12 protein-coding genes are annotated in these 12,952 nt (G+C 66.5%); 4 read left to right on the top strand and 8 right to left on the bottom strand.

The features are described 5' to 3' along the window. Positions 1-344: 344 nt before the first annotated feature. The 3 genes from folK to metE all read right to left on the bottom strand — a co-directional run bounded on the left by folK (position 345) and on the right by metE (position 4,739). Positions 345-887 (bottom strand): 2-amino-4-hydroxy-6-hydroxymethyldihydropteridine diphosphokinase, encoded by a 543-nt coding sequence (gene folK / locus MARPU_RS09980; RefSeq protein ID WP_005224255.1) that lies wholly within the window; start codon positions 885-887, stop codon positions 345-347. 111 nt (positions 888-998) lie between these two features. Further along, entirely contained in the window at positions 999-2,246 is a 1,248-nt protein-coding gene (glyA, locus tag MARPU_RS09975) for a serine hydroxymethyltransferase (protein ID WP_005224254.1), read from the bottom strand. A 198-nt stretch (positions 2,247-2,444) separates the two neighbouring features. Beyond that, positions 2,445-4,739: a 5-methyltetrahydropteroyltriglutamate--homocysteine S-methyltransferase gene (gene metE, locus MARPU_RS09970; protein WP_005224253.1), complete on the bottom strand. Its 2,295-nt coding sequence runs from the start codon at positions 4,737-4,739 to the stop codon at positions 2,445-2,447. Between the two features lie 112 nt (positions 4,740-4,851). On the opposite strand from metE, the gene MARPU_RS09965 reads away from it, so the two are divergent. The 4 genes from MARPU_RS09965 to MARPU_RS17650 all read left to right on the top strand — a co-directional run bounded on the left by MARPU_RS09965 (position 4,852) and on the right by MARPU_RS17650 (position 9,062). Beyond that, complete coding sequence (locus tag MARPU_RS09965; RefSeq protein ID WP_005224252.1) at positions 4,852-5,760, top strand: LysR family transcriptional regulator; 909 nt, start codon at positions 4,852-4,854, stop codon at positions 5,758-5,760. Between the two features lie 439 nt (positions 5,761-6,199). Then, positions 6,200-6,808, top strand: a complete 609-nt coding sequence (locus tag MARPU_RS09960; RefSeq protein WP_005224251.1) for an NAD(P)H-dependent oxidoreductase — start codon at positions 6,200-6,202, stop codon at positions 6,806-6,808. Positions 6,809-6,811: 3 nt separating this feature from the next. After that, a complete protein-coding gene (locus tag MARPU_RS09955) occupies positions 6,812-8,746 on the top strand; it encodes a monovalent cation:proton antiporter-2 (CPA2) family protein (RefSeq protein WP_005224250.1) in 1,935 nt (644 codons plus the stop codon). A gap of 136 nt (positions 8,747-8,882) precedes the next feature. Continuing rightward, positions 8,883-9,062: a hypothetical protein gene (locus tag MARPU_RS17650; RefSeq protein WP_025275265.1), complete on the top strand. Its 180-nt coding sequence runs from the start codon at positions 8,883-8,885 to the stop codon at positions 9,060-9,062. A gap of 266 nt (positions 9,063-9,328) precedes the next feature. Here MARPU_RS17650 and MARPU_RS09950 read toward each other — a convergent pair whose 3' ends face one another. The 5 genes from MARPU_RS09950 to MARPU_RS09930 all read right to left on the bottom strand — a co-directional run bounded on the left by MARPU_RS09950 (position 9,329) and on the right by MARPU_RS09930 (position 12,855). Next, on the bottom strand, positions 9,329-9,574 hold the full coding sequence (locus tag MARPU_RS09950) for a thioredoxin family protein (protein ID WP_005224249.1): 246 nt from the start codon (positions 9,572-9,574) through the stop codon (positions 9,329-9,331). 11 nt (positions 9,575-9,585) lie between these two features. After that, positions 9,586-10,539: a permease gene (locus MARPU_RS09945; protein ID WP_005224248.1), complete on the bottom strand. Its 954-nt coding sequence runs from the start codon at positions 10,537-10,539 to the stop codon at positions 9,586-9,588. 243 nt (positions 10,540-10,782) lie between these two features. Beyond that, entirely contained in the window at positions 10,783-11,865 is a 1,083-nt protein-coding gene (gene arsB, locus MARPU_RS09940) for an ACR3 family arsenite efflux transporter (protein ID WP_005224247.1), read from the bottom strand. Positions 11,866-11,868: 3 nt separating this feature from the next. Then, the gene (locus MARPU_RS09935; protein ID WP_005224246.1) at positions 11,869-12,306 is read right to left on the bottom strand and encodes an arsenate reductase ArsC; all 438 of its coding nucleotides are present in this window, start codon (positions 12,304-12,306) and stop codon (positions 11,869-11,871) included. Positions 12,307-12,501: 195 nt separating this feature from the next. Beyond that, positions 12,502-12,855: a metalloregulator ArsR/SmtB family transcription factor gene (locus tag MARPU_RS09930; protein ID WP_005224245.1), complete on the bottom strand. Its 354-nt coding sequence runs from the start codon at positions 12,853-12,855 to the stop codon at positions 12,502-12,504. Positions 12,856-12,952: the final 97 nt, after the last annotated feature.

Here is a 12,952-nt window from a genome sequence, read left to right as displayed (position 1 = left end):
CATCATGTGCCCGGAATCAGGCAAGAAGGCCTCTCTCAAGGCGAGGCAGATAGGATGCGCGGACAGGGGATGGTCTGGATAAAAGGTGTGGGACATGAATCTCGACAGCGATACCGGCGTTGTCGACGAGGCTGTGCACCGGTTGCGCCTGACGATCGACGCGGCGCGTGGTCTCGCACCTCGTCGCCCTCGACACGAGCCGTTGCGAGGCGTGTCTGCCCGAGGTTGGCGTGCCGGGCGAGATCAAGAGCCTGGTGGATGCCCTCAACGACATACCGACGCATCTCGGGCCAGGAGTTGATCGTCAGTCCATGTCTAGCCTTTGGAGGCGACGTTCGAGGGTCTCACGACTGAGGACACGCGTGATGCGGATATCCCGCATCCGCCTCGATCATCTCATCCGCAAGGGTTGGATCCAAACGGCGCACCGTCGTGGCATCGACCTCGGCTGCGAGCGCGCGAATCGAGCAATCGAGCGCCGGATGGTGCAGGTCGTCGACCAGGTCGAGCAGCGGGATCAGCACGAAGGCGCGACCGCGGATGCGCGGATGGGGCACCTTGAGCGCGGGTTCGTCGAGGAGCAGATCGTCGTAGAAGAGCAGGTCGATGTCGATCAACCGCGGCCCCCACGGGGTGCCCTCGACCCGACCGAGCGCGCGTTCCAGGGCCTTGAGCCGGAGCAGCAGCGTCGGCGCGTCGAGTCTGGTTTCGCCGCGCACGCAGAGGTTGTAGAAATCGCGCTGATCGGTGAGCCCCCAGGGTTCGGTTTCATAGACCGGCGAGAGGACCCGCGTATCCAGCACCTCGGCGAGGTGCGCGACCGCACGCTCGAGGTTGCCGAGTCGGTCGCCCAGATTGGTGCCGAGACTCAGATAGACGGTTGCCATGATGAACAGCCTTGAAGGAGGGGCAGGGACGGTCGATCCAGTGGAGGGTCGAGCGCATCGAGGCGGGTTCAAGGCCGGCGGATCCCCAGTCTCCGCCGGCTCGATGGCTCGCTAGCGATAGACCGGGAACCGCTCGGTCAGTCCCGACACATGCTCGCGTACCCGGGCGATGACCGCGGCGTCCTGCGGCGCATCGAGCACGTCGGCGATCAGGTTGCCGACGAGCTTGGCCTCTTCGGCGCCGAACCCGCGCGTGGTCATGGCCGGGGTGCCGATGCGGATGCCCGAGGTGACGAAGGGCTTCTCGGGGTCGTTGGGGATGGCGTTCTTGTTGACCGTGATGTGCGCCTCGCCGAGCAGCCGCTCGGCCTCCTTGCCGGTGAGGCCCTTGGCACGCAGGTCGACGAGCATCAGATGGCTCTCGGTGCGCCCGGAGACGATGCGCAGGCCGCGCGCGATCAGGGTCTCGGCGAGCACGGCGGCGTTGGTCACGACCTGCTGCTGATAGGTCTTGAACTCGGGCGTCATCGCCTCCCTGAAGGCGACCGCCTTGCCGGCGATGACGTGCATCAGTGGGCCGCCCTGGATGCCGGGGAAGATGGCCGAGTTGATGGCCTTGGCGTACGCCTCGCGCATCAGGATGACGCCGCCGCGCGGGCCGCGCAGGCTCTTGTGCGTGGTGGTGGTGACGAAGTCGGCGTGCGGCACCGGGTTCGGATAGACGCCGGCGGCGATCAGCCCCGCGTAGTGGGCCATGTCGACCATGAAATAGGCGCCGATCTCGCGGGCCACGCGGGCGATGCGCGCGAAGTCGATGCGCAGGGCGAAGGCCGAGGCCCCGGCGATGATGAGCTTGGGTTTGTGCTCGCGCGCCTGGCGCTCCAGCGCCTCGTAGTCGATGTCCTCCTCGGCGTTGAGACCGTAGCTGACCACCCGGAACCACTTGCCGCTCATGTTGAGCGCCATGCCGTGGGTCAGGTGCCCGCCTTCGGCCAGGCTCATGCCCATGATGGTGTCGCCGGGCTTGAGCATGGCGAAGAACACGCCCTGGTTGGCCTGGGAGCCCGAGTTGGGCTGCACGTTGGCCGCCTCGGCGCCGAACAGGGTCTTGACCCGATCGATCGCGAGCTGCTCGACGACGTCGACATGCTCGCAGCCGCCGTAATAGCGCTTGCCCGGATAGCCCTCGGCGTACTTGTTGGTGAGCTGCGAACCCTGAGCGGCCATCACCGCCGGAGAGGTGTAGTTCTCCGAGGCGATCAGCTCGATGTGATCCTCCTGGCGCCGGTTCTCCTGCTCGATGACGGCGGAGACCTCCGGGTCGATGCGGTCGAGTCGGTATTGGGTGCGATCAAACATGTTTGTTCTCTTTGTGAGAGCCTCCAGCCTCCAACCTCCAGCCTCCAGCGGCCAGCCGGGAGCCAGTGGCCGAATCGGGCGGCGACTTCTGGCCGCTGGTGGCTGACAGCGTCATGGGAGCCACCAGCTTCCAGCCTCCCGCCGGGAGCCATCGGCCGAACTGGGCGGCAAACTCTGGCTGGCGGCTGGCGACTCGAATCAGCCCAGGCTCGCCCGCAGGGTCTTGGCCGCTGAGACCATGTTGGTCAGGGCCGGGATGACCTCGTTCCACTGGCGGGTCTTGAGGCCGCAGTCGGGGTTCACCCAGAGACGCTCGGCCGGGATGCGCTCGGCGGCCTTGCGCATCAGCGCGACCATCTGTTCTTCGGCCGGGATGTTGGGCGAGTGGATGTCATAGACGCCGGGACCGATCTCGTTCGGGTACTTGAAGTCGTCGAAGACGTCGAGCAGCTCCATGTCCGAGCGCGAGGTCTCGATGGTGATGGCATCGGCGTCCATGTCGGCGATCGCGGCGATGATGTCGTTGAACTCCGAGTAGCACATGTGGGTGTGGATCTGGGTCTCGTCCGCGACGCCGTTGGCGGTGATGCGGAAGGACTCGATCGCCCAGCCGAGATAGTCATCCCATTGCGACTTGCGCAGCGGCAGGCCCTCGCGCAGCGCCGCCTCGTCGATCTGGATCACGCGCACCCCGGCCCGCTCCAGGTCCAGTACCTCCTCGCGGATGGCCAGGGCCAGCTGGCGGCAGGTGACCGAGCGCGGCTGGTCGTCGCGCACGAAGGACCAGTTGAGGATGGTCACCGGACCGGTGAGCATGCCCTTCATGGGTTTGTCGGTCAGCGACTGGGCGTAGGTGATCCAGTCGACCGTCATCGCCTTGGGACGACTGATGTCGCCGAAGAGGATCGGCGGCTTGACGCAGCGCGAGCCGTAGGACTGCACCCAGCCGAATTGGCTGAAGGCGTAGCCGTCGAGCTGCTCGCCGAAGTACTCGACCATGTCGTTGCGCTCGGGCTCGCCGTGGACGAAGACGTCCAGTCCCAGCGCCTCCTGCTCGCGCACGCAGCGGGCGATCTCGCCGCGCATCGCCTCGACATAGGCCGCCTCCTCGATGTCGCCGGCCTTGAACTGACGGCGGGTCTGACGGATCTCGGCGGTCTGCGGGAAGGAGCCGATGGTGGTGGTGGGGAACTTGGGCAGCTGGAGCCGCTCGGCCTGCTTGGCGGCGCGCTCGGCATAGGGGCTGTTGCGCTCTCCGAGCCGGGCGTCGATCTTGGCGAGCGCGGCCTTGACCGCGGGGTTGTTGACGCGCGGTGAGCTGCGGCGTGCCGCGATGGCGGCGCGGTTGGCGGCCAGCTCGGCCTGGACCGTATGACGTCCCTGGTTCAGTGCGCCGGCCAGGACGCGCAGCTCGTCGAGCTTCTGCCGGGCGAAGGCGAGCCAGGACTGGATCTCGGCATCGAGCTTCTGTTCGCTGTCGAGATCCACCGGCACGTGCAGCAGCGAGCAGGAGGGTGCGATCCACAGACGCTCACCGAGCTGCGCCTGGATCGGCTCCAGCCACTCGAGCACCCCGTTCAGATCGGTCTTCCAGATGTTGCGTCCGTCGATCACCCCGAGCGAGAGAATCTTGCTCGAGGGCAGCAGGTTCAGCAGCGGCACCAGGTCCTCGCGTCCGCGCACGACATCGATGTGCAGGCCCGCCACCGGCAGGTTGGCGGCCAGATAGCGCTGTTCCTGGAGTTCGCCGAAATAGGTCGCCAGCAACAGCTTGACCGGCGCGCTCTTGAGTTCGTGATAGGCGATCTCGAAGGCATGACGCCAGGGCTCCTCAAGCTCGGTGACCAGGATGGGCTCATCGATCTGCACCCAGTCGGCGCCGTGCTCGGCCAGCGTGTTCAGCAGCTCGGCGTAGACCGGCAGCAGGCGCTCGAGCAGCGCCAACGGATCCGAGCCGTCCTTGGTCTTGCCGAGTGCGAGATAGGTCACCGGGCCGATCACCACCGGCTTGGCCCGCACGCCCTGTGCCTTGGCCTCGGCCAACTGTTCGAGCAGACGCGAGGCGTCGAGCTCGAACCGGGTGTCGGCGGTCAGCTCGGGGACGATGTAGTGATAGTTGGTGTCGAACCACTTGGTCATCTCACCGGCGGCGACGCCGCCGGTGCAGCCGGCCTGCTCCTCGGCCGCCGGGGCCGAGCGACCGCGCGCGACGCGGAAATAGGTGTCGAGTGCATCGCCGGCGAGACCGCGCACACGCTCGGGCAGGTTGCCCAGCGTGAAGCTCATGTCGAGCATCTGGTCGTAGAAGGCGAAGTCGCCGACCGGGACCAGGTCCAGTCCGGTCTGGTCCTCCCAGTGCTGTGCGCGGAGCTGGCTGCCGACGGCCTTGAGGTCCTCGATCGAGGACTGGCCCTTCCAATAGGACTCGAGCGCGAACTTCAGCTGACGCTTGGCGCCGATGCGGGGAAAACCGAGGTTGTGGGTGATGGCCATGTCGAGTGTCCTGATCGATGGAGAAGGAATGCGGCCATTCTCACCAGCTCGACACATGAAATATAATGGTATTTTCTCATCTAAGCATGCATATTGCTCATGGATTGCCCTGATGACACAACTCGAGCGCTCCCATCTGGCCATCGTTCGCGCCGTCGACCAGCAGGGCTCGCTGACCGCCGCCGCCGAGCAGCTCAACCTGACCCAGTCGGCCCTGAGCCATGCGGTGCGCAAGCTGGAGAACCAGCTCGGCGTGGCGCTCTGGACCCGGGAGGGACGCCGCTTGCGCCCGACGCAGGCCGGGGAGTATCTGCTCTCGGTGGCCGATCGCCTGCTGCCGCAGCTCACCCACGCGGAGGCACGCCTGCGTCAGTTCGCCCTGGGTGAGCGCGGGACGCTTCGCATCGGCATCGAGTGCCACCCCTGCTACCAGTGGCTGCTCAAGGTGGTCTCGCCCTACCTGGCCGCCTGGCCGGACGTGGACGTGGACGTGAAGCAGGAGTTCCAGTTCGGCGGCATCGGCGCGCTCTTCGCGCATGAGATCGATCTGCTGGTGACGCCCGACCCGCTCTATGAGACGGGATTGCACTTCGAGCCGGTGCTCGACTACGAGCAGGTGCTGGTGGTGGGGCCGCAGCACGCCTTGCGCACGGCCCCCTTCGTGCAGCCCGAGCAGCTCGCCCGCGAGACCCTGATCACCTATCCCATCGCCATCGACCGGCTCGACATCTACACCCGGTTCCTGTTGCCGGTCGGCATCCGGCCCAAGCGCCACAAGCCGATCGAGACCACCGACATCATGCTGCAGATGGTGGCCAGTGGACGTGGTGTCGCGGCCCTGCCGCGCTGGCTGGTCGATGAGTACGCGCCCAAGCTCGAACTGACCGCGGTACGGCTCGGCATGAAGGGGATCGCCAAGCAGATCTTTCTCGGCATTCGCGCGGCCGATGCCGACACCCGCTATCTGAGCGCCTTCGTCGAGCTTGCGCGCAAACATCGCGATCAAGAAGAGCGACGCTGAGGCGCTCCTCAGGATTCCGGTCGACCGGCGATCAGACCTTGGCGGGCCCGACACGCGCTGCGCTGTTCGTCTCGTGCGCCGATGACGCCTGTCGGCCGGAGTCATCTCTCGGAGCAAGTCGGCGGACAAGGAGCGGGTGGTGCTGGCCGCCGACTCCATGCTCCACGAGGAGTGAGTCCGCCCGCTCGGGGCTGGTTGCATGTGGCTCGTCCACACACCATCTCAATGCCTGTCAAACCGGCGGCGGGGCTTGCCGAATCGCTTGCAAGCCACTTCATGTGGCTCGATTTGCCCGGATCCGCCGCCGTCGATACGTGCCACGCCACGCGAGAGAAGACGGGGCGCACCTGTCCGGATCGTCGATGGCGTTGATCGTCCCCGGCGCTCGCCTCGAGGCTGACGGTGCATCATATCCAAACCCGCCAAAGGCACTTCCCCCATGCGACGCATCCTCGTCCTGTTCGCTCATCCGTCTCTCGAACGCTCCGAGGTCAATCGCCCATTGATGCTGGCCACGTCCGGGGTCGAGGGCGTGACCCTGGTCGATCTGTATGCCGAATATCCTGATTTCCAGATCGACGTCGATCACGAGCAGCAGCGCCTGCTGGACCATGACGTCATCGTCTTCATGCATCCGCTCTACTGGTACTCGACGCCATCGATCCTGAAGGAATGGCAGGATCTGGTGCTGGAGTACGGCTTCGCCTACGGCTCACAGGGGACGGCGCTGCATGGCAAGCTCTTCTTCGACGCCCTGACCGCGGGCGGACCCGAGGCGGCCTATCGGGCCGAGGGCTTCAACCACTTCACCATTCGCGAGCTGTTGCACCCGCTGGAGCAGACCGCGCGCTTGTGCGGCATGCGCTATCTGCCTCCCTTTGCGCTGTTCGGCGCGCGCACGGCGGTAGAGGAGCGGCTTGTCGATGCCCACGTGGCCGACTGGGTACGCCTGTTGAGAGCCTTGCGCGACGCGCGCATCGATCTCGATGCCGCCAGTGATCTGCCGAGGCTCAACGTCGATCTCGACGCCATCCTCGCGGAGGGCTGAGTCATGGAGGGGCTTCTGTTCCAGGCCTTCGTGTATCTCTGCGCGGCGGTCGTCGCCGTTCCGATCGCCAAGCGGCTTGGCCTGGGCTCGGTGCTCGGCTACCTGATTGCCGGTATCGTCATCGGCCCGGTCATCGGGCTGGTGGGCTCGGAGACCGAGGAGATCCAGCATTTCGCTGAATTCGGCGTCGTCATGATGCTGTTTCTGGTCGGGTTGGAGCTGGAGCCTCGACTCCTCTGGGAGATGCGCTCACGATTGCTCGGTCTCGGCGGCTTGCAGGTCATGCTCACCGCCGTCCTGATCGCGCTCATCGCCCTTGGGTTGGGCGCCGATTGGCGCCTTGCCGTCGCCATCGGGCTGATCTTCTCGCTGTCGTCCACGGCCATCGTTCTGCAGACATTGAGCGAGAAGGGGTTGACTGCCATCGACGGCGGGCGGGCGAGTTTCTCGGTGTTGCTGTTCCAGGACATCGCGGTGATCCCCATGCTCGCGCTGATTCCGCTGCTTGCGCTGCCGGAACTGGCCGGGCACGGGATCGATGCGGTCGCCACCCATGGACATGACGCAGGCGACCATGCGGCGTCCATGAGTCTGGTCGCCGATCTCCCCGGCTGGGCCCATGCCGGTGTGGTGCTCGGGGCGGTGGCGCTGGTCCTGTTCGGCGGGCACTTCCTGTCCCGGCCGCTGTTTCGCTTCATTGCCGCGTCGCGTCTTCGCGAGATCTTCACCGCGGCGGCACTGCTGCTGGTGATCGGCATCGCCCTGTTGATGACGCTGGTGGAGCTGTCGCCGGCGCTGGGGACCTTTCTCGCCGGCGTGGTGCTGGCCAACAGCGAGTTCCGTCACGAACTCGAGTCCGATATCGAGCCGTTCAAGGGGTTGTTGCTCGGGTTGTTCTTCATCACCGTGGGCGCCGGGATCGATTTCGGCATCCTGTTCGGCGATCTCGCGACGGTGCTCGGCCTTACTCTCGGCGTGATGCTGGTCAAGGGCGGCGTGCTGCTTGCGCTGGCCCGTGCGTTCAAGCTCGATTCCCGCGATGGTTGGCTGTTCACGCTGGCGCTCGCGCAGGCGGGCGAGTTCGGGTTCGTGCTGTTGAGCTTCACGGTACAGACTGCCGTGATTCCGTCGGAGCTGGCCAAAACGCTGTCGCTGGTGATCGCCTTGTCGATGCTGCTGACCCCGGCACTGTTCATCCTCTACGATCAGCTGGTCCTGCCGCGACTGCGTAGCGACGGTACCGGGCAGGCCGATGCCATTGATGAGCAGGGCGCCGTGGTCATCGCCGGCAATGGTCGCTTCGGGCAGATCGTCAATCGTCTGTTGGTGGCCGCCGGCGTGCGCACCGTGGTCCTTGACCATGAGGCGGCAGTGGTCGACATGCTGCGCAAGTTCGGGATCAAGAGCTACTACGGCGATGCCTCGCGTCCCGATCTGCTCGAGGCCGCCGGCATCGCCGAGGCGTCGGCCTTCGTCATCGCCATCGACGACCATGACCGCGCGATACGGATGGTCGAGCATGTGCGCCGGCACTTTCCGCATGTGCCCGTCCTCGCCCGTGCCTTCGACGTCAATCATCTCTATCTGCTGCGCAGGGCCGGCGTCCACCTGGCCGAGCGCGAACTGTTTGAAGCCTCGTTGAAACTGGGCGGCGAGACACTCAAGGTGCTCGGGACACACCCGTTCAAGGTCGAGAAGATGGTGCGCAGCTTTCGCGAGCATGATGTGGTCGGGCTCGACCAGCTCTACGACCTCTGGGGCGAGAATCCGGACATGGCCCGCAATCGCGCCTTGCTCGCGCAGGCGAAGGCGCATCGCGAGACATTGGCAGAGATGATGGAGGTGGATCGGCTCCAGCTACACGACCGCACGGAACGCGGGTGGACGCCGCCGCCGAAGGGATATACCAAAGACCTGGGCACGGATCACTCGTCCTGAGCGATCGAGAACGCGCTGATCGCGATCTGCCCCAGACGCAACCGAGGCCTTCGGGTCCCGGTGCGCCGCGCCCCGACGCCGACCCTCGATGTGAAGCGCCGCGCCTCGGCCTGGCCGGGAGGCGAGCCGCAATCGGGTGCGCCCGCCTGAGCCGGGTGGGGCTTTCGTCGCCGATGCCATGGGGTGGCGACTGGTCTCGCAGCTGCTGATCCACAAGTGCAACGGCAACCAGCTGCCGACAGCACTCCGATCCAGCGCGCATGACTTCTACGATCGGCGCATCGTCGATATCGACGATGCCTTGCCGAAGCAATGAGGCGCATGAGACGCGGCGCGTCCGACGACGACGGGGCGCTGACACGCGGTGCCGCCTGGTCGATGGCACGCGCGCCCGGATGATCCTCTTATCAAGGGGCTCGTGTTCGAGGACCCGCTGTCGGGGCGGGGTGACGGCAAGAGCGCCCGCGCGCTCATTGCCGGGCCCGGACCCTCGCTCGTCGGCGCCCTGCCCGGGCGCTTCGATCATCCGCGGGCGGCTGCTGTCGTCAACCCATGACGATCGGCAAGGGCAGGGTTGGACGCCTACTGATCGGCGTCTTTGACCCAGGCCCGCACCGCATCCGAACTCGGTACCCCGCCGCTGTGGACCACCGTGTCGTCGATGACGACCGCAGGCGTTGACATGACGCCATGGCCCAGGATCTCGGCCATGTCCGTGATCTTCTCGAGCTGGATGTCCACGCCGGCCTCCGCCGCAGCCTGCGCGATGATCTTGGCGGTGACCTCACAGTTGCGGCAGCCGCCGCCCAGCACCTTGAATGTCTTCATGTCTCGACTCCTCAAACGATCAGATTGAAGCCCCACCCGACCAGGGTGAAGGCGACGGCCAGCACCGTGGCGAACAGCGCCAGGGCTGGCCAGCGGATGACCTTGCGCAGGATCAGCAGCTCCGGCAGCGAGAGCGCCGCAACACTCATCATCAGCGCCAGGGTGGTGCCGATCGCCACGCCCTTGGTCAGCATCGCCTCGGCCACCGGGATGACGCCGGTGGCGTTGGCATAGAGCGGGATGCCCAGCAGCACCGCCGCCGGCACGCTAAACCAGTCCTCCCCGCCCAGGTGCTCGGTCACCCAGGCGGCGGGGACGAAGCCGTGGAAGAGGGCGCCGACGCCGATGCCGAGCAGCACCCAGCGCCAGATCCGCCCGACGATCTCGCGTACCTCGCCGAGCGCGTAGCGGTGGCGCCCACGCAGGCTGGTGTCGGGCTCGGCCCTGGCCGTCTCGCCCATGCGGATCTTCCACACATAGTCCTCGACCCAGCGTTCGGGCCGGAAGGCCTGCATGGCGAGACCGCCGAACCAGGCCACGAGCAGCCCGGCGAGCACATAGAGCGCCGCGAGCTTCCAGCCCAGGACACCGACCAGGACGACGGCGGCGACCTCGTTGATCATCGGGCTGGCGATGAGAAAGGAGAAGGTCACCCCGAGCGGGATGCCGGCCTCGACGAAACCGATGAACAGCGGCACCGACGAGCACGAGCAGAAGGGCGTCACCGCGCCCAGGGTGACGGCCATGCCGCGCGCCTGCCAGTCCGGGCGGCCACGCACGAAGGCGCGCACCCGCTCCGGTGAGAGCATGGCGCGTAACAGCCCCATGACATAGATCACCAACACCAGCAGGACGAAGATCTTGGCCACGTCCATGACGAAGAACTGCACCGCCGCGCCGCTGCGCGAGGCCGGCTCCAGCCCGAGCAGGGTGAAGGCGACCAGGTTGCCGAGTTGCTCAAACATGGGGGCCTGCTCCCGGTGAGCGGTGGGGATGGATATGGAGAGGAATGTTCATGCCTGTCTCTGCATGTGAAGAAAGGAACCACCAGGACCCGCTTGTCCGTCGTCGTCGGTCATGCGGCTAGCCTCGCCACTGCAGGCTATAAGCTGGTCGCTGGTCGCTGGTCGCTGGTTGCTGGTCGCTGGTTGCTGGTTGCTGGTCGCTGGTTGCTGGTTGCTGGTTGCTGGCGCGGCTGGCGGCTGGCTTCACGACCGCACCCGTGGCCCGCGCTCGTACCAGCCCCGGGTGCGGTTGACCACCCGTACCACCAGCAGCATCACCGGCACCTCGATCAGCACCCCGACCACGGTCGCGAGCGCGGCGCCGGACTCGAAGCCGAACAGCGCGATGGCCGCGGCGACGGCCAGCTCGAAGAAGTTGGAGGCGCCGATCAGCGCCGAGGGACAGGCGACGCTGTGACGCTCGCCGACGACGCGATTGAGCCAGTAGGCCAGCGCCGAGTTGAAGAAGACCTGGATGAGGATCGGTACCGCCAGCAGCAGGATGATCAGCGGCGCGTCGATGATCGCCTGTCCCTGGAAGGCGAACAGCAGCACCAGGGTGGCGAGCAGCGCGAGGATCGAGGCGTGGCCGAGGGTCTCGAGGGTGGCCTCGAAGCGCGCGCTGCCGTGGCGCAGCAGTCGGCGCCGCCACCACTGGGCGATGATCACCGGCACCACGATATAGAGCGCCACCGAGGTCAGCAGCGTCTCCCAGGGCACCAGGATCGACGACAGCCCCAGCAACAGCCCGACGATGGGGGCGAAGGCGAACACCATGATGGCGTCGTTGAGCGCTACCTGCGAGAGGGTGAAGTAGGGATCGCCCCCGGTCAGCCGGCTCCACACGAAGACCATCGCGGTACAGGGCGCGGCGGCGAGCAGGATGAGCCCGGCGACATAGGCGTCGAGCTGCTCGGCCGGCAGCCAGGGCGCGAACAGCCCGCGGATGAACAGCCAGGCGAGCAGCGCCATGGAGAAGGGCTTGACCGCCCAGTTGACGAACAGGGTGACGCCGATGCCGCGCCAGTGCGTGCGCACCTGATGGAGGGCGCCGAAGTCGATCTTCATCAGCATCGGGATGATCATCACCCAGATCAGCAGACCCACCGGGATGTTGACCTGGGCGACCTCCAGTCCGCCGAGCAACTGGAAGGGCGCCGGCGCCCATTGCCCGAGCCCGATGCCGATGAGGATGCAGAGCCCGACCCAGAGGGTCAGACCGCGCTCGAAGAGGCTCATCGGCGCGCCGCTCGCCTGTGTGGCGGAGACCTCGCACGGTACCGACATGACTTACTCCGATGGTGGCGTGATGGTGAGCCCCAGCGCCTTGGCCACCGCCGGCACCAGGCGCGCGCGGATCTGGTCGCGGACGGCGATGAAGGCGTCCAGCGGCTCGCCGTGGGGGTCGTGGAAGGGGAGGTGGAGCCGGGGGAGCGGGCGCGGGAAGATCGGGCACTGCTCGCGGGCGTTGTCGCAGACGCTGACTACCAGATCGAAGGGCTGGTCGAGCAGGGTCTCGACCGCCTTGGGATGGAGCCCCGCGGTCGGCAGCCCGGCCTCGGCGAGCGCGGCGATGGCCCCCTCGGCGACCCGGGGCTGTGGCCGGGTGCCGGCGGAGAGGGCGCGCACCCGACCGGCGAGATCGTGATTGAGCAGCACCTCGGCCATCTGCGAGCGGCAGGCGTTGCCGGTACAGAGCACGAGCACGGTCTTGGCGGTGGCGTTCATGCAGGGATCCTCGATCTGATCCTTGGTGCCCGGTGTCGGGCGGGTGTCATGGCGGTTGGGGCGTGCGATCGCGGTTTCGTAATATCTACCAAATCATATATTTGGTTTTGTGCATGTCGCTGTGCGGATCCTGGCCGTCCCCGACGGCGACAGCGGGGCGGCTATCGGTGACGATGCGATGCCTGTCGGTGCCAGTCAGGCGCAGCGCGGCGCCGAGGGGCGTCCCGGCATGCTCGCCAGGTTGGCGGCGTCACTGCTGAAGGGGGCCTGTCCGCGCACCGCCGCGGCGGTCTCGTCGAGCACTCGGCACGCCCAGTCGGGCAGCGCCGGGTGGACGCGGTAGTAGACCCAGAGTCCGGCGCGCCGGTCGGCGACCAGCCCCAGCTCGCGCAACTGGGCGAGATGGCGCGAGACGTGTGGTTGCGCCGAGCCGGTGGCGTGGGTCAGCTCGCAGACGCACAGCTCGCCCTGTTCGCGCAACAGCACCAGGCAACGCAGTCGGGTGTCGTTGGCCAGAGCGGCGAAGAAGGCCGTGGGTTTTGTTTCCATGGGCTTTAATATACGTTATTCGTTATATTTGTAAAGCGGTATATTTTGCGCCCAGGAGATGCTCTGGCCGCGTTCGGACGATCGCTTGCTGAACATG

Origin of the sequence: Marichromatium purpuratum 984, assembly GCF_000224005.2 — a bacterium.
Taxonomy (GTDB): Bacteria; Pseudomonadota; Gammaproteobacteria; order Chromatiales; family Chromatiaceae; genus Marichromatium; species Marichromatium purpuratum.
Note: the sequence above shows the minus strand (reverse complement) of the source record. Positions and strands in the feature narration are given on the sequence as shown.